Here is a 21,498-nt window from a genome sequence, read left to right as displayed (position 1 = left end):
GCTGACCGTTGTTCCAGTTATTCCAGTCATTGTTCTGCTGACCGTTGTTCCAGTTATTCCAGTCGTTGTTCTGCTGACCGTTGTTCCAGTTATTCCAGTCATTGTTCTGCTCCTGCCCCTGATTCCAGTCATTGCTGGAAGCACCGCCGCCTGAACCGTCTGTACTTACTGTAACGCTCTTGACATTAGCCTGACCGTTTGATCTATATCCCTCAATATTGAGCGATACCTCATAAAGAGTACCCGACATATCGAGACCTGCCTGTGACCAAGCGTCAAAGTGCTTGGATACGTCGATCGTGCCCTTCATGTAATTTGTCTGATTGTTTGCCGAACCGCTTGTCTGACGAACGCTCCAGTACTGCGGGAATGTAGCAGTACCGTCGAGAGACGGCTGATTGTAGCGCATAGACTTGCGGATATCGTATGTGTTTCCGTTGAGAGAAACTGTACCCTTATTTTCACCGTCGTTTCCGGGTGGACGCCAGTCGCCCCAGCCTTCAACGATATAATACTCTACAAGAGGATTTCTTGTCCAGCCGTATACGCACATATACGAATTTCCTCTTGGGGTGTACTCTACATCATAAGTGAGTACGATGTTACCGATCTGTTTGTAGTTCTGCTTCTGACTGTCGTAGTTCTTTCCCATACGAGCAAGGAAGTTCTCAATGTTGCTCCACGAGCAGGTAAAAGAGCCTGCACCGGGATTCATTGAAACCTGACCCTGACCGTTCTGGTTCCACATTTCGTAGTCGTATCCGCCGATATTGCCTCTGTCCTGCTGGTCGGCAGCTGAGGCCACTGCGGGTATACTTGCGGCGATCATCATTGCAGAAACTGTACCACCGATGATCTTCTGAATACCTTTCAGCTTCACTTCAATCACTCCTCTGAATAAAAAAATAATGATGTTTTTGTCTGATGGTTCTTTTGTTGATAAATAATCCCCCATTGCGAGCTCGTTTTGTTTATCTATACATAAATTGTAATATATTACCAATTATCAAAACAAGCCAAATCTTGCGCCCACTATACTATCTGACCAGATATTGCGGATTTATACAAAACGTAAATATCTAAAAATAGCCAATATCAACGTATTGCCTTGACAAAAGCGCAATAAACGCACAATTAGTCAGCATAAAAAATCATCACGTTATTTTTGTAATTATAGCATGATTTTACCATAATCATATTTTTGAAAAACAATAAAAAACGGATAGATCCACAGGTATTCTTCCTTGGCTCTATCCGTTTTTATATTTTTTTGTTATTTCAGCATTTTTTTCAGTTCTGAATAATCCGTTTCAGGATGCTTCTGCTGAACTATCTCAACAAGCTTCCTTGATACCGCCTTGTACATATTCCTGTCGATATCATTATCCATACATTCTATATGCCTGCGGACCGTTTCCGTCTCATTGCGCTCAACAGGCCCCGAGACAGCTTCCGTCGGACCTGCGGCAAGTATACGCTTGACATTGCTCATTATCATCGGTGCAAAGGCTTTCAGCGCCTCCGATTCCGAAAAGCCGCACTCCTCCATCATGGAAAGGCTCTTGACTGCAAGGGCACTGACAAGGTTGCCTGCCATGATGCACGCCGCGTGATATCTGCTCTTCATATTTCCGGGTATGACCTTTATGCCGTTCCCAAGCTGTTCATAGAACGCGACCCATTCGCCGATGCGCTCCTCGCTGCCCTCAATGCTGAAATATGCGCTGTGGAGCTCCTTGAACGTCTCATACTTGCTGCTTATGGGAAAAAGGGGATGCATGGAATAGCCGAAAGCCCCCAGCTTCCTTATATCAGGAAACGCCTCATCCGCAGACATAGCGCAGCTGCAATGGCACAGGCATTTTCCGCTGATATCCATTTCTCTAATCTGCCCGTACAGCTCCCTCACCGACTTGTCGGGCACAGTCAGGAACAAAGCATCGCTGTCTCTGACGATATCGGCAAGCTCATAATAGACAGAGCTCCCCGTAAACTTAGCAGCCTCGGTGGCAGACTGCACATGGCTGCTGAAATATCCCGTGAGGGATACTCCGTTTTCGGCAAAATATCTGCCGAGGGAAAAGCCGACCTTTCCCGCACCTATAAATCCAATATTCATTTTAATATCCTCCCGTAACCCGAATCGTTACTGCTTTCAATTATAGCACAACTTTTTCCAATATACAAGTAATTTCATTAGTTATATATCAAAATTATTACTGTATTTTCAAATATCCGTCCCTCTGAAAAGTCAGTTCAAGAATACCACTTCCTTGCATTGATAAGAAAAATATGTTATCATGGTCACAGTTTGCTTTTCGCTTGCGAGTGTATACATCAGAGCGTGACAAATGCATTTGAAAGCTTCGCAGCATTGCTGCACAGGTATTACGGAGGTATATGATGACCGACCAGCAGGTAAGGGAGCTTCTGAAAAGCTCTCCGCAGACAGCCCACAGGCTGATTTTCGACGAATATTACAATTACGTCTATACAATAGTCTTCAATCGCCTGAGAAGCTTCGCTTCGCGGGAGGATATCGAAGAATGTATCAGCGATGTGTTTTCCGACATATTCATAAAGTACAATTCCGAAGGAGAATACAACGGTGATATCAAGGGATTTGTTGCCTTTATAGCCAAACGACGGGCTGTGGATACGCTTCGCAGACTTACTTCAAGAGGCGTAAATGCAGTCTCTATAGACGATAATGAAGCCTTGCAGCTGTCCTCGGCAGAGAGAGTTGACGAGCTTGCAGAAAAAGCCGAAACAGGCCATGCGATACTTGATGCGGTAAGATCACTCGGTGAGCCTGACAGCACGATAATAATGCAGAAATACTACTACGGAAGGAATTCCGCAGATATCGCCGATATAGTCGGTATGAAGCCTGCAGCGGTGAGAAAAAGACTGAGCCGCGCAGCGGAAAAGCTGAAAAAAATACTGACCGATATGGGCGAAGGAAGGTGATGTCATGAAAAAAGAAAATAAACTCGATATGCTCGAAAATACCGAGCAGAGCGTTATTGACAGGCTATCCTCGGAGTTTCCGCCGCAGGACGTGAACGAAAAGGAGCTGATCTTTAAAATGAGCGAAAGAAAATTCAATAATAATATCAACGGACTTTCCGCAGACGACGAACAGACAGTCAGCGGCGTGGAAGTCTATAAGCACCCCGTTTGGCAGAGAGTACTGAGTGCCGCCGCTGCCATAGCGGTTCTTGCAGGCGGCATCACGGGGACGGCATATGCGCTGAAGCATTTCAGAAATGTATCCGACACCGCGTCAAACATCGTAACTGAGGACACAACTCGGCACGATCTGAAAAAGATCGCACCCTTCGGAGATTTTGCCGAGCTTGAATATCAGCTCTGCGACTTTCAGCAGGAGACCATGCAGCCAATATTTATCAGAGATACGGATGGTATAAAAAGTGTTTTCGAGCTTTACAGCGGTCCGATAATAGATACCGAGAAGCGCGAAAAAATTGCTGACTTCTTCAATGATTTCGATTACGAAGAGCTTGCAATGGACGAGGACGAAGCAGTCGGCATCGTCAACACTTTTATGACAGATCAAGACTCATCACCGCAGGTCATCAATGAATCCGAAGAAAACGTCCCTCAAAAAGCGCCGATCATTCAAAGTCAGAATATGCTTGAAACAGGTTCGCCATACTTCATTTACTGCCGCGACAACGAGGTAAGAGCTATCCGCTTTTACGATGTGGAACAGTACGGTGTACTGAATTATACTCATTTCCATTACGGAGAAAAAGACGGACAGCTCGTCATGACAGATGATAAAGTATCGGTTGAGGGCTGGAAAATAGACTATGACCTCTTCAAAACAACTGTCGAAGAAATACTCGGCGATACTCCCGCCGAACCCGAAGAAGAGACCACCACTCCCGAAGGAGAAGAGAGCATGACCGAAACAGAGATCGATACAGGATCGGACAATGATTCTTTTCTGACTTTATGTCCATCATTTAAGGACCAAAACTGGGTATTCAGCGATACGAACTCTCAGCAAATAATCGAAACATCTTACGAACAAAGAGAAAACATTTATAATATCCTCAAGTGCAGCAGATGTTTATTTGTCTCAGAATCAGATTTTAACACTCCCGAGATATTATCAGAGACGCCGACTGAACACATCACTCTTTCAAGTAGAGATGAAGAAAGCTTGTATTTCTTCCATTTCTCACTCATTAACGACAAAACATATGCAGCTTTTGGCAAGTATGACACAGAAAAACCTGATTACACGGACTCCTATTATCTCATATCCGATGACACGGAAATCATCCAAAAAATAAAAGACTGTCTGTATAAATAAAATTTTTCGCCGCCTTTTGTATAAAAGGCGGCGTTCTTTGTTAACAAAATATACCTTGAATTTCAATATAATATATGATATAATTACTTTACAACAAATACACTACGTTAGGATGGTGAAGTATTATGAAAAAAATGACCGCATTGCTCATTGCTGTTTTCACAGCAGTATTCTGCTGCACATCTTGCGGCAGTCCGAAAAATGATGAACCTGCGGGCACCTCTCCCGAGATCGCTTCCGATCAGGGAACAGCAGAAGCCACGTCCGGAACCGCTGATGCGAAAGTTACTACTGCCGGATCAACTGAAGCCACTACTGCAAAAGCTACTACAGCAGAAAATACAACAGCAGCCAAGACCACAGAAGAAGTTACTACAGTGCCACGTGAAAACGCTGCTCCGTTCGGCGATTTCTATGACGTGGGATACTGCGGCGACGCAGTTTCGGGCAACAGCGAAACTCTTATCTTTTCTGTTGACAACAGCACCTACAGCTTCGGCTACGCCAATAAGTACAACCACGAAAAGAGCATAAGACTTGCAGAATTCTTCAACAGATGCAGCTATCCCGATTATACGGTCGGCAGTACAGGCGGAGACACCCCTCCGTGGATTCAGACGGGCAGCAACGATGTCAGCAGTATCCGCTTCATGGCAAAGGACGGCAAGGAAATGCGCTTTATCTCTTTTGACAGCGATACATCCTGCCTTACATATGTCCGCTCGGCATATGAAGAAGAAGCAGGTGCAAGCAACAGCAAGTCCCTCACCCTTATCTCTCCCGAGGTGCACAGATACAGCATTGATTTCGAGTTTATGAGATCAAATATCGTAAGTATCCTCGGTTCAGACGCGGTATCATCAGTAAGCAGCTTCTCGCTGTTCAATGATTCCGACCTTTATTTCAACTTCTCGCCTTATTATCACCCCGAGAATATGACTCTCTACCCCGAGAACGCAGACGATCCCTTCGGAGCTTTCTCTATCCCGAATTCAGGAGCTTTCAAGCTGGAGACCAACACTGCTGAGGCTATAAATATCCTCAACAGGAGAACATATTCCAAGATCACAAACGCAGGCGAGATACCCATAGCCGCAAACGGCTCCGATATCGAGAAGTTCTATATGATAAGCGGCAAGCACCCGAGTGTGGCTGCAAAGTCCGACCGCACCTACGATCATGTAATAATCATGTGCAGCAGCGATAAAGGCTACTACGTAATAAGCATCTTAAGCGGAAAGAGCACCGTATTGTCATACGCAAGATACGAGTTCCGCACGGAAGGCGACAGAAAGATCTGCACCAATATGGACGAGGTCAAGAGCGGACGCAACATCGAATGGTTCAGATGTGACGGAGACCTTGCAGGCGAGATCAGAAACGCAGTAAGTCCCGAAGCAGACAAATAAACCCAAGCTCATATAATCAAGACAGCCATAGAGGAGAAAGAGCTCCTCTATGGCTTTTTTTCGCAAAGCATAAAAAATCGGGGCAAAAGCCCCGAAAGATCGCAGATATAAAAGAGTTCTCACTGCCTTCCCGCACGCTCACGCTGCATCATACGCTTCATACGCTCCTGTTCTGCGAGCTGCTTCTGGCGTTCCTCACCTCTCCTGATCTGTTCACGGTAATAATCGTCATTAGCCTGCTGCTTCTGCTTTCCCGCAAAAACAATCACAGCAGCCACAACTGCAAGCATGACCACCCCGATCAGAATATAGACCAACTGCATCGCTTTTCCCTCCTTTTCTGAAAAAACTCGACTTAAATACCACTTTTATTCTATCATATTGCATGGAAGTGTTCAATTTATTTTTCTTACAAATTTTCAAAGTGTTAATTGTGCGGTTTTAACAAATTCCCACTTTTTTAATATAAACTTAGCATAGAAATAAAAAAATAAATATCAGCAAAGAAACAAGATTTAACTCAAAACCTCATATTATTGTTAAATATATAATTTTATATTCGAGTTCACCATTCTTCTTTATCATATTCACATAAAATTAACTGGACATTTATAAAAAAATATGATATAATATAACAGAAAATAAAACTATCTTGGCAGATATCTCTGTCAGAAGGGAGTTCTTTATGGATTTTCAAGCTTTTGTAGAGACATTTTCAAATATGACGTGTATAATCTCAATAGAAAAATTACCCGACGGTCACTTCGGAAATATCCGTCTTGTTGCGGGCAACAAGGCTTATGTGGCTTCTATTGAAGATACAAAGAACAACATGATCGCAAATCAGATGGTCAGCAATAAGTTCATACCTGACTCTCCCTATGAGAACTATATCCCGAAGGACCTTAATTTCGAGGACAAATGCTACAGCTGCGCCGTCCTGAAAAAGCCTTCCCACGAGTATATCCACCCCGACAGATATTCATTCTGGCTGGATATGTATTTCCTGCCGCTTGAATCCGACGTTCCGAACAAGTATTTCTGCTCATACTCACAGCAGGTAACGATAAAGGCCGATTCGGGAATGATGTCCAATCTTTCAGCCGAGACCTCCTCGGCGGTCCTCGAGACCTGTATCAAGCTGAGAGGAACTAAGAACTTCAGGCATACAATGGACGAGGTAATAGATGATATCCGCTCCATATGCGGTGCAAAGCTGAGCTGTATACTCCTCACGGACGAACAGGAGCGCCGCTGCTCCGTGCTCTGTCAGTCTTCCGCTCCCGATGTGCACGTTATACCTATGGAAGAATATATCGTGAAGTGCTTCGACAATTTCTATGATATTGTTGAAACATGGAAGGACACCATTGCAGGCAGCACCTGCCTCATAATCAAGGATAAATACGATATGGGCGTACTTCAGGAGCGCAATCCTGTATGGTTCGAGTCGATGCAGGGCGCAGACATAGACAGTCTCGTGCTCTTCCCGCTGGAGTACAACGATATACTTCTCGGCTATATATGGGCAATAAACTTCGATGTCAACAATACAATGAAGATCAAGGAGATACTGGAAATAACCTCTTTCTTCCTTGCTTCTGAGATATCGAACTATCAGCTCTTCAACAAGCTCGAGATAATGAGCTCTGTGGATCAGCTTACGGGAACCTACAACCGTAACGCCATGAATAACCGTATAATCCGCTTTGTATCCGAAAAGGATCCGAAGCCCAACTGCTACAGCATAGTGTTTGCCGACCTTAACGGCCTCAAACAGGCAAATGACAACAACGGACATATCGCAGGCGATAATCTGCTCAAAAACGCCGCGCAAAAGCTCATGGAAGTATTCCCCGAATGTGAGATATACCGTGCGGGCGGCGACGAATTCATGATAATCGCCGTTGATCTTCCAGAGGAGCTCTTGTCGGAACGTGTCGAAAGGCTCAGGAAGGAATCCGAGGATCCGGACAATATAAGCTTTGCTCTCGGACTTTATTTCGACGATCAGGACGGCGATATCCGTATCGCCATGCGTACCGCCGACGAGAGAATGTACGCCGATAAGGAGCGTTACTACGCAAAGTTCCCCGAGCGCAAGCGCAAATAAGAATAATCAACAAATTTATTTTAATGTGTGCCGCAAGGCACACATTTCCTATTATTATTCACATAAAATTCACTGGACAATGGTAAAAAAATATGATATAATATAATTGCAATAAAATACGCCATATCTCGGGAACATAAAGCTCTTGCCTTCAGACACAGTGTATGACTGTCAAAAGCCGGTACTTCTGCTTCACTTGTTATGGCTGAAAGGAGAAGTTGTGAATTATCAGGAATTTGTTAACGGCTTTGAATTAACGACCTGTATCATCTCTGTAAGGAAATTCCCCGACGGCGGCTACGGTGATATCCGTATCGTTGCGGGAAACAAGCCTTACATAGATTCAATAGAAAATCCCTATAACGGCGCGTCCGCTCATATGCTCAACAATAAGTTCATACCGAACTCGCCGTATGATAAGTATATCCCGAAGGATCTCAACTTCGAGCAGACCGTTTACCGCTGCGCTTTCCAGAAAAAGCCCGTGCATACCTATCTGAAGCCCGACCGCTTTGATTGCTGGCTCAATCAGTACATAATGCCTGTTGAATCTGACGATCCCGATATAGGCTACTGCTCATACACTCTTGATATCACTATGGACGTCGATACCGAGATAATGACTCATGTTTCGGCTTCCACAGCTTCAAGCGTTCTCGAGACCTGTATAAAGCTCCGCGGAAGCAGCGACTTCAAACGTGCCATAAACGACGTAATGGCTGATATCTGCAAGCTCAGCGGCGCAAATAAATGCACTCTCCTGCTCACGGATTTCAAGGAGGAGACCTGTTCCGTACTTGCCGAAGCCGTCCTTGAGGGCTCAGGCGAGACCGTAGCAAGCTATCAGATGCAGGACTCGTTCTTTAATATAGTAAAAACATGGAACGACACCATTGCAGGCAGCAACTGCCTTATATTGCAGGACAAGCAGGATATGGGCATCCTCAGATCACGCAATCTCCTGTGGTACGAGTCACTTATTGACGCGGGAGTTACCAGTCTTGTGCTGTTCCCGCTGAAATATAACAATGAGACACTCGGCTATATATGGGCTATCAACTTTGACGAGTCCAAGGCCGCAAAGATAAAGGAGACCCTTGAGCTCACAACATATTTCATAGCTTCCGAGATAGCGAACTATCAGCTCCTCAACCGCCTTGAGGTAATGAGCTCCATCGATCTGCTCACAGGCATCTACAACCGTAACGCCATGAACAACAGAGTTGACAGGTTTATTGCGGGAACAGATCCCATGCCGAGATCGTACAGCGTAGTTTTTGCCGACCTCAACGGTCTTAAGAAGATAAACGACACCGAAGGTCACAGTGCAGGTGACAGGCTCCTCAAAAATGCCGCAGAAAGGCTGAGAGAACTCTTCTTCGACAGTGAGATATACCGTGCAGGCGGCGACGAATTCATGATAATCGCCGTTAATGTCCCCGAGGAAGACATAGAAGAGCGCATGGAAACCATGAGAAAAGACTCGGAGGATCCGAACAATATAAGCTTTGCGGTAGGCGGATACCATGAAAATAAAGGCGGCGATATCCGCTATGCGATGAGAACCGCAGATGAGCGTATGTATGCCGACAAGGATCGCTATTATAAGATGTTCCCGGAGCGCAAGCGCAAATGATCTTAAGTCCCTCTTTACAAAAGAGGGACTTTTTATCACCGTTCCAACACCTTTTTATCATTGATCGAACACTGACTGCTATTATAATACATTAGTAAAAATTTGGGACATTTTTCAGAATGCCCATTTTTTATTGTCCAAAGGAGTGTAAATAATGAAAAACAATCGTACAAGGAAGCTTGCACTGTCAGGACTTCTTTGCGCCGTCGGAGTTGTGGGCAGCTTTTTCTCAGTCCCTGTTTTCGGCAGCAAATGTGCTCCCGTTCAGCACATCGTGAATATATTATGCGCCGTTCTGCTCGGTCCCTTTTACGGCGTGGGAGTTGCCTTTGCCACGAGCCTCATACGCAATCTTCTCGGTCTCGGCAGTCTCATGGCATTCCCGGGCAGTATGTTCGGAGCTCTGCTCTGCGGCATAGCCTACCATAAAACCAAAAATACATGGCTGACCTATATCGCCGAGGTATTCGGAACTGCCGTACTCGGCGGCCTCTGCGCTTATCCCGTGGCGATACTGTTTATGGGCATAAACGCCGCAGACGTAGCATTTTATGCTTACATCATCCCCTTCCTCATATCCACAGCCGCAGGAGCTGTTCTTTCAGCTGTCATGATCGAGGGAATGAAAAAGGCAAAGCTGCTCAGATCAGGGAACAACTGACCATGCTTTACGATATCATCAAAAAAGTGCGCCTTACAGCTCCGCGCATACACTGTATAACAAATTATGTCACAGCCAATGACTGTGCGAACATACTGCTCGCCTGCGGAGCTTCCCCCATAATGGCGGACTGTCCCGAGGAAAGCGCAGAGATAACCGCTCACTGCGGCGGACTCGTCATAAATCTCGGCACTCTCTCCCCGCAAAGGCTGGAGGCTATGCTTATATCAGGAAAAAAAGCCAATGAGCTGGGACTTCCCGTTGTATTTGACCCCGTAGGCGCAGGTGCTTCCGAGTTTCGCACAAATGCCGCAAAAAAGCTTCTCAATGAGGTCAGGATCGACATTATCCGCGGAAATCTTTCCGAAATAAGGAGCCTTGCAGGAGCTTCAAGCCGCGAGCACGGTGTGGATACAGCGGATATGCTCACCGATGACAAGCTTCAAAGGGCTGTCCGCCTCGCAAAGGAGCTGTCAGCGAAAACAGGCTCTGTGACCGTTATAACGGGCGAAAACGATATCGCCACCGATGCCTCCGCGGTATACCGCATAAAAAACGGACACCCCATAATGAGCAGGATAACGGGCTGCGGATGTATGCTTTCCGCCATAACAGGTGCTTTTGCGGCTGCTGCTCCCGAAAGCAGACTGCTTGCTGCAGTCAGTGCCGCTGCCGCTCTGGATATATGCGGTGAGCTCGCCGCAGCACGGCTCACAAGCGCCGATGGCAATGCAAGCTGCCGAAACTATATGATAGACGCAGTATACAGGCTCACAGACGAGACCCTGACCGAGAAAGCAAATATCGAAAAATTATAAAAACAAGCTCCCGAAGCGGTAAAACTGCTTTCGGGAGCTTTTTCAATCAGTACTTCCTTGCAAATGCAAGCTCTGCGCCTGAATTTATAAGGATATAATCCTTGCTGTCAAAGACAAAAACAAACTTATCAGCAGAATAATTCCTTATCCTTATCCTGTCGGGAGCGTCCTTCATTTCGATGATCAGATCGCCTGTATCATTCAGTACGGCTCTGAGCTCGTCGGGGGAAATGCTTCTGAATTTGATGATATTCTCACCGAATGTATCGCTTATCGTATCGCTGCCGAAGCCTCTTCTGAAAACATATATGTCATTGCCGAGGCCTCCGCACAAGGTATCATTTCCTTCATCGCCGAAAATCGTATCTTCACCGACGCTGCCGCGAATAGTGTCGTTTCCGTATCCGCCGCTGAGAGTATCGTCGCCGTCGCCTCCATCGATGAAATCGTCGCCTTCCTCACCGTACAGCTTGTCATCACCGCTGCCGCCGTAAATCTCGTCATCGCCGCCTTTGCCGTGGATACCGTCGTTTCCGCCACAGCCATTTATGATCTCATCAGCGGCGCTGCCAATGATACCGTCGTCTCCCTCTTTACCTTCGATCCGGCATTTATTATGCGGAGAAGCCGCTTTCACGCCATCACATGGCTTACTACTGTCCGAATCAACAGTATCTATCCCGACTGTCTTCTTCACCGCCGAGACCGCTGCACTTATTATGGCTTTTGCTATTTCAGGAACAGAGATATCTTCTATTATATTTTCATTTTTTGCAAAAAGATCTGCCAGATTAACAGCCGCATAGCGCACAAGAGCACCAAAGCACTTTTCAGCCGTCTGCTTCTGATCCGATATCTTAAGGAAGGCTCTGTAGAAATACTTTATCCTCGCTTCAAAATCAGGAGATATGAGATCTCCTGCCTTATATCCGAACTCCGCAAGGCTGTCCAGCATTATCTCATAGGCAAGGGTAAGTCCGATGTAATAGCGGCTTTTTGTCTCCTGCGAAGATACAACGTATTCAAGTTTTTTCTTCTCGGGAGCTGCCAGCAGAGTCTTATCCTTCAGATCGGGTGCGATAAGGACTATGAAGAATATGTCCTTCCCCACTTCTTTACCCGTATATGAAATAAAAGGTATCAGAACATTGTAAATTTCCGAAAGGAAGCCTATGCATTCCTCAGCATCCGCCTTTTCGCCGAGAAGTCCCTCATACGAGTCGTTTCCGCCGAGGAACTTTTCCGCATACATCATTATTGTATGGCAGGTCTCGGCTCTTTTCTCCTGACTCATTTCCATAGTCCTTGCACTCATAGCCATAGAGCATTCCGCAAGCTGACGCTGCTTTTTTGTCCGGGTATTGAAATGCCCCTCAGTGAAATTGTAAAGGAAGTCATCCTTATGCGCCTTAACATCGGAATACAGCTGCGGAACTATGGAATGAGCCCCGTACATATCGGTAAAACTCGTTTTTGTCATGATATATACTGTATTCTCTTTGGGTATCACCTTTTTGCCCAGCACATTTACGTAGTCATTATCGCCGCATATGGAGTACATCTTTCCGCACTGCGTCCCGTAAAACGACTTGGTCCTCATATTTTCGTACAGCTCGGGAGAAAAGCCCTGACCGTCAAAGGAGATGCAGTATTTTATCTTGTCGAGGTACTCCGGTGTAGTTTTAAGAGTTACATACTGGGAAAGGTTTCCGCCCTTTGAATGACCTGTTACGATTATCCTCGTATCGTCCGTGATATCAAGGCTGTCGAGAGTATCATTGAAGTACCTGAGCGCAGTTTCCTGATACTTCGAGGTCTCCTGAGAAAGTCCATCACCGTTGTCATACCAGCGTCCGCTGCCCGTGCCGCGAAATACCACGTACACATCGGTTATCCGCCCCGAGTCGTCGGTACGCTTGAGCGCAGCAGCATAGGCTCCCGTATACTTACTGCCCATATGCTGCGAGAAATTGACAAATTCAAGCTCTCCCACATCAGTATCCGCAGGCTCCCGCTCCAGATGATCATGCACTATCTCGATGGCTGCCTTCTGAGTATCAACATATCCCTGAAGTCCCGCATACATCTGATCCACAACGCTTTTGAATGAAGGAGCTCCCGTTAATCTTACACATCTGTCTGCGTACATGAATGTATTCAGCACTATAGAAATACCTGCTTCTTTGGTCAAATCATTATTGTTAAACAAAATATCCATGAACTCTTACCCCCATTTTCTTTCAACTATATTGAAATTTTCGTCCATGCCAAGAGTACAGTCCGCAATGATATGCGTTCTGTCTATCTCTCTTGCAGTATCCAATCCGTTATAAAGCTCGCTGCTGTCAAGATATGCAATATAAAAATAACAGTTTATCTCCTCCCCTTTTATTTTATTGAAAAGCTCGTCAAGCTTTTTGTCCTTTTCCGCAAGATTCTGTCCCTCGGGAAGAATGACCGAATAATAAGGCTTTGTGTCCCTGAGGAGCTCCTTCACATCAGAATCCTTCCCTATTTCGGGCGGAACAGTCTCCGCCTCATCGGGCTCATAAAACGCCTTGCAATCGCCGTATACCTCTTTTGCAAGCTCCGTCAGATAAGAAGAAGCCTTATCGCGGAAATAATAAGCCATATAGTTGTCCCTGTCCTCAGTCCTGCCGTCAAAAACGCCGTGAACAGCATATATCCTGTCGTCGGGGAAGCTATCGGCTCTTACAAATATTGCACAGTGCTCACCCATCATCGTACCTCCGCCTGCATTTTCAAGCAGAGTGAACTTTTCGTTATACTTGCTCTCAAGCCGTTTTATGAGCTCGTACTTTCCATCTGACTTCGACTGTTCATCCGCAACGTGAGCTTCCTCTTTCGGCGCAGCTGCGGACGGATCAACGGCACAGCCCGCAAAGCTCAGAGCCGCAGACGCAATAAGTGCCGCAGCAGAAAAACGCCGCATTTTCCTCTTCGTATCATCACCCCGCATTATATTAAATATATTATTATTATACACTTACAGTTTCGGATTGTCAATCATTTTATAAAAAACTATTAATTATCCTCTCCGCAGGCAAAAGTTATGTAAATATATTTAATATTCGTGCTTCCACATAAGGGATATAATAAAAAATGTTTTTCTCAATTTTCAGCAAATTTCCAAATTACAACCTTAAAAGCCATAAAAAACTTGCTTTGTTAACAAAATCATGTTATAATATTTATAAAGGGGTTCTTACCATGAAGATCTCATTGGTTCAGAATGGAGAGATAATTATGATGAATGACAAAAATGAAAAATTTTATCTCTTGATGGAAAAGCTCGTCAGATCCATGACCATGGCTGACCGTTTTGATAAATATGCTATACTGCGTGCTTTGGCAGATATGTGCAGATACTTCGGCGTATCAAAGGCAGTTTCGGAATTCTATCAGACCCCGACGAACGCAAAGCTTCAGAAGGGCGAAAAAACCATAGGCTTTGATGACGGCAATGCAGGCGATATCTGCTATACCGAAAAGATACTCACCAAGTCGAGAGCAATAGTTATCGGAACGGCTTATATGTCAAAGGACGCTGCACCTCTCTCTCCCGAGGAAGAGGACAAGCTGAAGCTCATAACGAGGATGCTCCTCAGCTTTCTCAGCCGTCACAGGCTTGAGGGAGTCGTTGAGCAGTTCACCTTCTACGACGATACGGGTTACAGGAATATCCGCTCCTTCCTGAGATATCTTGAGTTGCTCAGCGAAAAGAACGATCTCGGAGGACATACGGCAGTATATTACAATCTGCGCCATTACACTCTTGTAAACCGCGATATAGGCAGAAGCGCAGGCGATATCGCAATGCGTAACTTCTTTGAGATCATAGAGAACATCATCGGCGACAAGGGCATCATATGCAGAGTCGGCGGAGATAATTTCGTAGCCGTATTCAGGGACGAGCTCACAGAGGATATACTTAACGTCCTCAAAGGCACACCCGTGATATATGACACCAATTCGGGCAAACGCATAATGGTATCGGCAAGCACAGGCGTTTTCCGTATGCCCGAGGGCTATAAATTCGATACCCCCGGAGATATCATGGACAGGATACTCTCCTCGTCACAGGCTGCAAAGCTTGGCGGCAAGGACAGCATAGTATTTTTCGACGAGAAAATGGAGGTCGGCAAGGAAAAGCGTATGCATATGCAGCAGCTTTTCCCGCAGGCACTGAAAAACGAAGAATTCAAGGTTTTCTATCAGCCTAAAATAGATATCGAAACAGGCGAGCTGGCAGGCGCTGAGGCACTCTGCCGCTGGTTCAGGGACGGAAGGATAGTTCCGCCAATGGAGTTTATCCCCATACTGGAACAGAATACTGATATATGCCAGCTGGATTTCTATATGCTCGACCACGTATGCAAGGATATCCGCCGCTGGCTTGACGAAGGACGAAAAGCAGTGCGTGTATCTGTGAACCTCTCACGAAAGCACATGATGGACGTCGATCTTCTCGAGCATATCATAAATATCGTTGACAGCAACAATGTACCTCATGAGTACATAGAGATAGAGCTGACCGAGACCACCACCGATGTGGAGTTCCGCGATCTCAAGCGAGTTGTAAGCAGCCTTCAGCAGAAAGGGATATATACCTCCGTTGACGATTTCGGAATGGGCTACTCATCACTCAATCTTATACGCGAGATCCCATGGAACGTACTTAAAGTCGACAGGAGCTTCCTCCCTGTTGACGCCGACGAAGACGACAGCACAAGGAGCATAATGTTCAAGTATGTTGTGGCAATGGCAAAGGATCTCGGACTTGAATGTGTTGCCGAGGGAGTCGAGACAGATCATCAGGTAAAGGTGCTCAGGGACAACCACTGCATCTTTGCACAGGGCTTCCTTTTTGACAAGCCGCTGCCGCTTGATGAATTCGAGAAGAGAATGAATGACCACTACTACAAGGTAAAGGATGAATAAGCTTGAAAAAGCGGTGCAATGCACCGCTTTTTGCTTTTATTACGTACTTTTCTTGCATTTTTTGCAGCTTTATGCTACAATAAGTGTTGATCCCATATTATCAGGATAAGATACAATAAAACTACGAGGTATTATAAATATGAAAAACATATGCAAACTTCTCTCACTTCCACTTTCGGCAGCAGTACTGTTCAGCTGCACAGCTGAGAAAAAGCACAATAAAAAAGAAAAGGAACCTGTATCATACGAAGCTGTGCTGAGCACCAACGATGCCTATGAAGCCGAAACAGTCCCCCTCCCCGTCCTTTCCATTGAAACCAAAAGCAAGGATAAGGACGTTATGGGATTTGTCGAAGAGCCCGTGGCAGAACACGTTGCAAATGTCATCAGGTTAGGTGACCGGAGCTTCAATGCTCCCGCCCCCTATTATGAAGACTGTATGGTCTCCGTTACAGGCTCGGACGGAAAGAAACAGCTTGACTCCGCAGACGCTCAGGTCAAGGTTCGCGGAAACTGGACGACCTTGTATCCCAAAAAGCCGCTGAGGATCAAATTTTCCGAAAAGCAGAACATTATTGGACTGAACGAGGGCGCTGCATTCAAAAACTGGCTTCTTCTTGCCGAGTACAAGGACTGCTCCATGCTCAGAAACAAAGCGACACTTTATGCAGCCCGCCATATCCTCGGAGCCGACGGTCTCTATGCGGCTGACGCGGATTTCGTACAGGTAGAGATAAACGGCGAATATATGGGGCTTTATCTGCTCACCGAAATGCAGCAGGAGGCTAAAAAAAGAGTAAATGTCACAAAGCCGAAGGACGGCTATACAGGCACGGATATCGGTTATTTCCTTGAATTTGACGGCTACTTTGACAACGAGGACGAGCTGCACAAATTTTCCATAGACTATGCCGATAATGCGCCCCTTAAGCCCTATGACGGCAAAGGCGGCAGCGGCAGGACTATAAAGTGTCTCGGCAGTGATTACAGTAATTTAGCAAAAGAGATAGGCTTCACGATAAAGAGCGATATCTGTTCGCAGGAGCAGCATGATTTCATTGCAAACTACATCAATAACGTGTACAGGATAATGTATGAAGCTGCCTATAACCACAAAGCGTACGTTTTCGACGACAAAAACGAGACTATCTCGGAAAGCAGCGTGATAACGCCTCAGCAGGCAGTAGAGAAGGTCGTGGACGTTGACTCTCTCGCTGATATGTACATTATAAGCGAGCTTGCCTGCGACGCAGACGTTACATGGTCAAGCTTTTACATGGACATTGATTTCAGTCCCGAGCACCCCAAAAGGCTCACATTTGAAGCTCCGTGGGACTTCGACTCGTCAATGGGCAACAGACCGCGCTGTGAAGACGGTCAGGGCTTTTATGCTTCAAATATAGTTCCCGATCCCGACATGGGAAATGACAGTATCAATCCGTGGTTCGTGCTTCTTGCCTATGAGGACTGGTATCAGGAATTGATAAAGGAAAAGTGGACAAAAGCCTATGATAACGGAGTATTTGCCCGTGTATGCCAGATGGTGGAGTCGGATTCCGAAGTACTCAGGGAAGAATTTGAAAAGAACTATAAAAAATGGAACAACAACAAGAACAAGGAGTATTTTATCTTCGAGCTTTCCTCAGCTGAAACCGACACACAGACCGAACAGGAATCGGCGGAGTATCTGCTCGAATGGCTTCACAGCAGAATAGACTTCCTGAACTCTCAGTGGCATAAGTAATACATAAAAAGCACCTCATATGAGGTGCTTTTACGTTTCACTTTATAGCCTTGAAAGCGCCGTCGAGGGCAGCAATAAGGTCGTCGATATGCTCAGTGCCGATAGAAAGGCGGATAGTAGTCGGCTTTATGCCCTGTTCTGCCAGCTCTGCTTCCGTGAGCTGTGAATGTGTAGTCGAGGCAGGGTGTATCACCAGCGACTTAACGTCTGCAACATTGGCAAGGAGCGAGAATATCTCAAGATTATCAATGAACTTCTTTGCGTCGTCCTCAGTTCCCTTTACATCAAAGGTAAAGATGCTGCCGCCGCCGTTTGGGAAGTACTTTTTATATATCTCATGGCTCGGCTCGCTGCTGAGAGACGGATGATGAACAGCCTCTACCTGCGGATGAGCTGCAAGGTACTCAACGATCTTCTTTGCATTTTCCGTATGGCGCTCAACGCGAAGCGAAAGGGTCTCCAGTCCCTGTAAGAAAATGAAAGCATGGAACGGCGAAAGAGTTGCGCCAGTATCACGGAGAAGTATAGCGCGGATATATGTCACGAAAGCTGCTGCACCTGCGGCTGCTGTAAAGCTTACGCCGTGGTAGCTGGGGTTGGGCTCGGATATCCACGGATAGCGTCCCGACTTCGCCCAGTCGTAATTGCCGCTGTCAACGATAACTCCGCCGATAGCCGTACCGTGACCGCCGATGAACTTGGTAGCCGAATGAACTACGATATCAGCGCCGTACTCAATAGGTCTTACGAGATAAGGAGTAGCGAATGTATTGTCCACAACCAACGGTATACCGTGTGCATGAGCTATCTTGGCGATCTTTTCGATGTCTATGGCATTTGAATTGGGATTGCCGAGAGTCTCGATATAAAGAGCCTTTGTGTTCTCGTCGATAGCAGCCTCAAAGCTTCCCTCAGCATCGGGATCGGCAAACTTTGTGGTTATACCGTAAAGCGGAAGAGTATGTGCAAGGAGATTGTAAGTACCGCCGTAGATAGTCTTTGAAGCTACGATGTTCTCCCCTGCCTTTGCAAGTGCCTGAATGGTGTATGTGATAGCGGCAGCACCCGAAGCTGTTGCAAGAGCCGCAGCACCGCCCTCAAGAGCAGCTATGCGCTTCTCGAAAACCTCCTGAGTGGAATTTGTAAGTCTGCCGTAGATATTGCCTGCGTCCTTGAGACCGAAGCGGTCAGCAGCGTGCTGAGAATCATGAAAAACGTAAGATGTAGTCGCATATATGGGTACTGCTCTTGCGTCTGTAGCAGGGTCAGCCTGCTCCTGTCCAACGTGGAGCTGAAGTGTCTCAAAATGTAATTTATTACCAGCCATTGTAATTTCCTCCTGAAAAATACCAAAAATTTATTTTATAATGATCTTTTTAATGATTTATTCGCACTTAAAAATATGTCAGATACATCGCTGACCGCACATTCGGTCTGTTCCTCTGACGATAGTACGGAGACGGTCAAGCATATTCAGTTTTTTCATTGTACCTCTCCTTTCCTTTGGTATGTCTATATTATACATCGGAATTATATGCTTGTCCAATTCATAAATACCATAGCGAGTTATAGATTTTTCCTATAACTGAATTTGTATAAAAAAGCGTCTGCACTGTAAACTTCTCACAATGCAGGCGCTCTGTTTTTGTTCAAAACATAGAAATCAAAAACTATTTTTTCCTTATTAAACGGTTTTCCGTTTAATTTCATCGTTTTTCAGCCCTCTTACAGAAGGCGTTTTTTCAAACTTCACGCTGCGGACCTTTTTCTCCTTTTATAATAGAATATAATTCTCACAGGAACCATTGGGAGCATAACAAGCACAAGTGAACGACCGAGCGTCCCTGCTAATCCCGTATTTATATCGCCGTCAAGCGTATTGGTAACAAGCAGATGTGTCTCTCCGCTGAATACGAACGAAACATTATCCGTTTCTTCTGCGGCTTCGCTGCCAAGTCTGAATGAAGAGCTGTAGCCCTCATTCTTTTCGCTTACGGTGACACTCACATTCTTCGGCAGAGCGATCTCCACTCTGTCATTATGCTTCATTGTGAACTTGCAGCCGTTTTTGGGCATTTCCGTCTGTTCCTCACCGTTTTTCGCCCAGATGTAGCCTTCACTCCCGCCGAATCCTTCAACAGCCACGGTAAATGAAAATTCCTTGCTCCTGTTTCCGAAAGAACCGCCCACCTTCTTTTCAATAGTCAGGAATTCCAGAGTATCGTCCTCCATGACATTGGGAACGCTGAGGGTATAGATATAGCTGTCATCGGTCTCCACGAGCAGTCCGTGGTATGAATCGCTTATAAGGGACGGGACTCCCATAGCCGATATCCTGAAAATGATATCATCGTCAAGCTTTGTATAATTGAAGGGAGCCTTTGTTTCCGTATACAAGCGCTCATGCAAATGTCACCTCAATGCGGATATCCGATATATTTTGAAATGGTGAGAATGCGATATGAACGAAAGATAGAGAAAATTTACTTGTTTTTGCAGCTTATCTTGTTATTACGGTGCCCGACTTTATACGCAGGATACCCAAGGTACCTGCTCTTAAAAATATGAAATCATAAACGAAATGACGCAGTTTTCAGCTGCAGCATTTTTCTGTCCGAGGCTTATGTTTATCTTTTGTGCTGTATTGTTATATTATTTTTATATAGTTTATTACATTATATATATAGAGCAATTTTTGCACACATTTTCTTGTCATTTATTGCTGCCATTTCAAGCTGTGTCGTTGTTTTTCCCTATAATTAGGGAAATGTCATTTTATTCAAATCGCAATATATGGTCATATTGTGCCACAACCGCAATTTTTGGCTTGTATTACATTTTGTTAATAATATATAATTATATACAGATAGATTATGTTTGCCTTATCAGGGGATCGCATTACCAAGGCAAATTTCCGTTTCGACTACGAACCCGAAGCGAGCATTTTTATCTGATTATGTGTTATTATTTAAAGGAGTGATTTTATTGAAGCTTTCAAGAATCAAGAAGGTTCTCGGCGGAACTGTATCTGCTCTGATGATCGCATCATCCATACCTTGCGCTGCTTCTGCTGCCGATCAGCAGGACAGAGGCAATATCGGCGGATACGACTACGAAATGTGGAACCAGAACGGTCAGGGTCAGGTTTCAATGAATCCCGGTGCAGGCTCTTTTACCTGCTCGTGGAGCAACATTGAGAACTTCCTTGCTCGTATGGGAAAGAACTACGACAGTCAGAAGCAGAACTACAAACAGATCGGTAACATCGTACTCACTTATGATGTAGAGTACACCCCAAGAGGAAATTCGTATATGTGCGTATACGGCTGGACAAGAAATCCTCTCATGGAATACTACATCGTCGAAGGCTGGGGCGACTGGCGTCCACCAGGAGACGGTGCAGAGAGAAAGGGTACTGTAAATCTCAACGGCAATACATATGATATCTGCAAGACGATGCGTTACAATCAGCCTTCTCTCGACGGTACCGCAACATTCCCGCAGTACTGGAGTATCCGTCAGCAAAGCGGTTCTGCAAACAACCAGACCAACTACATGAAGGGTACTATCGACGTATCCAAGCACTTTGACGCATGGTCACAGGCTGGTCTCGATATGTCGGGAACTCTTTATGAGGTATCACTTAACATCGAAGGCTACAGATCAAACGGTTCTGCCAACGTCAAGAGCGTTACTGTAAGTACAGACGGTTCAGGCGGCGGTGCTTCCAACAATGACTGGAATCAGGGTCAGGGGCAGAACAATGACTGGAATAACTGGAACAACGGTCAGCAGAACAACGACTGGAAT

The 21,498-nt window shown here is 45.6% G+C and carries 17 protein-coding genes; 10 read left to right on the top strand and 7 right to left on the bottom strand.

The features are described from left to right. Both Q0R37_RS09435 and Q0R37_RS09430 read right to left on the bottom strand, forming a co-directional pair. A partial coding sequence (locus Q0R37_RS09435) for a glycoside hydrolase family 11 protein (protein ID WP_294753744.1) occupies nucleotides 1-880 on the bottom strand: 880 nt, incomplete at its 3' end. A gap of 393 nt (nucleotides 881-1,273) precedes the next feature. After that, nucleotides 1,274-2,119, bottom strand: a complete 846-nt coding sequence (locus Q0R37_RS09430) for a Rossmann-like and DUF2520 domain-containing protein (protein WP_294753743.1) — start codon at nucleotides 2,117-2,119, stop codon at nucleotides 1,274-1,276. 284 nt (nucleotides 2,120-2,403) lie between these two features. Between Q0R37_RS09430 and Q0R37_RS09425 the strand changes: the two genes are divergently transcribed. The 3 genes from Q0R37_RS09425 (at nucleotide 2,404) to Q0R37_RS09415 (ending at nucleotide 5,754) form a co-directional block, all read left to right on the top strand. After that, nucleotides 2,404-2,970 (top strand): sigma-70 family RNA polymerase sigma factor, encoded by a 567-nt coding sequence (locus Q0R37_RS09425; RefSeq protein ID WP_294753740.1) that lies wholly within the window; start codon nucleotides 2,404-2,406, stop codon nucleotides 2,968-2,970. Nucleotides 2,971-2,974: 4 nt separating this feature from the next. Continuing rightward, nucleotides 2,975-4,345, top strand: a complete 1,371-nt coding sequence (locus tag Q0R37_RS09420) for a hypothetical protein (RefSeq protein WP_294753737.1) — start codon at nucleotides 2,975-2,977, stop codon at nucleotides 4,343-4,345. A 125-nt stretch (nucleotides 4,346-4,470) separates the two neighbouring features. Further along, nucleotides 4,471-5,754 (top strand): hypothetical protein, encoded by a 1,284-nt coding sequence (locus tag Q0R37_RS09415; protein WP_294753736.1) that lies wholly within the window; start codon nucleotides 4,471-4,473, stop codon nucleotides 5,752-5,754. Nucleotides 5,755-5,873: 119 nt separating this feature from the next. On the opposite strand, the gene Q0R37_RS09410 is transcribed toward Q0R37_RS09415, so the two are convergent. Further along, nucleotides 5,874-6,077: a hypothetical protein gene (locus Q0R37_RS09410; protein WP_294753734.1), complete on the bottom strand. Its 204-nt coding sequence runs from the start codon at nucleotides 6,075-6,077 to the stop codon at nucleotides 5,874-5,876. Nucleotides 6,078-6,439: 362 nt separating this feature from the next. Here Q0R37_RS09410 and Q0R37_RS09405 point away from each other — a divergent pair, with 362 nt between their 5' ends. The 4 genes from Q0R37_RS09405 (at nucleotide 6,440) to thiM (ending at nucleotide 10,982) form a co-directional block, all read left to right on the top strand. Continuing rightward, the gene (locus tag Q0R37_RS09405; protein ID WP_294753732.1) at nucleotides 6,440-7,867 is read left to right on the top strand and encodes a GGDEF domain-containing protein; all 1,428 of its coding nucleotides are present in this window, start codon (nucleotides 6,440-6,442) and stop codon (nucleotides 7,865-7,867) included. A 220-nt stretch (nucleotides 7,868-8,087) separates the two neighbouring features. Beyond that, a complete protein-coding gene (locus Q0R37_RS09400) occupies nucleotides 8,088-9,503 on the top strand; it encodes a sensor domain-containing diguanylate cyclase (RefSeq protein ID WP_294753730.1) in 1,416 nt (471 codons plus the stop codon). A 154-nt stretch (nucleotides 9,504-9,657) separates the two neighbouring features. Further along, entirely contained in the window at nucleotides 9,658-10,164 is a 507-nt protein-coding gene (gene thiW, locus Q0R37_RS09395) for an energy coupling factor transporter S component ThiW (protein WP_294753728.1), read from the top strand. A gap of 2 nt (nucleotides 10,165-10,166) precedes the next feature. Next, complete coding sequence (gene thiM / locus Q0R37_RS09390; protein WP_294753725.1) at nucleotides 10,167-10,982, top strand: hydroxyethylthiazole kinase; 816 nt, start codon at nucleotides 10,167-10,169, stop codon at nucleotides 10,980-10,982. Nucleotides 10,983-11,028: 46 nt separating this feature from the next. Here the strand turns inward: thiM and Q0R37_RS09385 are convergent, their stop codons facing one another. Together Q0R37_RS09385 and Q0R37_RS09380 are read right to left on the bottom strand one after the other, a co-directional pair. Next, nucleotides 11,029-13,200 (bottom strand): Mbeg1-like protein, encoded by a 2,172-nt coding sequence (locus tag Q0R37_RS09385; protein ID WP_294753722.1) that lies wholly within the window; start codon nucleotides 13,198-13,200, stop codon nucleotides 11,029-11,031. 6 nt (nucleotides 13,201-13,206) lie between these two features. Further along, entirely contained in the window at nucleotides 13,207-13,935 is a 729-nt protein-coding gene (locus Q0R37_RS09380) for a hypothetical protein (RefSeq protein ID WP_294753719.1), read from the bottom strand. A 278-nt stretch (nucleotides 13,936-14,213) separates the two neighbouring features. On the opposite strand from Q0R37_RS09380, the gene Q0R37_RS09375 reads away from it, so the two are divergent. Then, nucleotides 14,214-15,944, top strand: coding sequence for a bifunctional diguanylate cyclase/phosphodiesterase (locus Q0R37_RS09375; RefSeq protein WP_294753717.1), 1,731 nt, complete (start codon nucleotides 14,214-14,216; stop codon nucleotides 15,942-15,944). Nucleotides 15,945-16,083: 139 nt separating this feature from the next. After that, nucleotides 16,084-17,688, top strand: a complete 1,605-nt coding sequence (locus Q0R37_RS09370) for a CotH kinase family protein (protein WP_294753714.1) — start codon at nucleotides 16,084-16,086, stop codon at nucleotides 17,686-17,688. A gap of 37 nt (nucleotides 17,689-17,725) precedes the next feature. Here the strand turns inward: Q0R37_RS09370 and Q0R37_RS09365 are convergent, their stop codons facing one another. Further along, nucleotides 17,726-19,015 carry an O-acetylhomoserine aminocarboxypropyltransferase/cysteine synthase family protein gene (locus tag Q0R37_RS09365; RefSeq protein WP_294753711.1) on the bottom strand — a complete coding sequence of 430 codons (1,290 nt, stop codon included), beginning with the start codon at nucleotides 19,013-19,015 and terminating at the stop codon, nucleotides 17,726-17,728. Between the two features lie 422 nt (nucleotides 19,016-19,437). Then, nucleotides 19,438-20,097: a hypothetical protein gene (locus tag Q0R37_RS09360; protein WP_294753708.1), complete on the bottom strand. Its 660-nt coding sequence runs from the start codon at nucleotides 20,095-20,097 to the stop codon at nucleotides 19,438-19,440. Nucleotides 20,098-20,673: 576 nt separating this feature from the next. On the opposite strand from Q0R37_RS09360, the gene Q0R37_RS09355 reads away from it, so the two are divergent. Further along, nucleotides 20,674-21,498, top strand: an 825-nt coding sequence (locus tag Q0R37_RS09355) for a glycoside hydrolase family 11 protein (protein ID WP_294753705.1), incomplete at its 3' end; no start/stop codon positions are given.

Origin of the sequence: uncultured Ruminococcus sp., assembly GCF_946415235.1 — a bacterium.
Classification (GTDB): domain Bacteria; phylum Bacillota; class Clostridia; order Oscillospirales; family Ruminococcaceae; genus Ruminococcus.
Note: the sequence above shows the minus strand (reverse complement) of the source record. Positions and strands in the feature narration are given on the sequence as shown.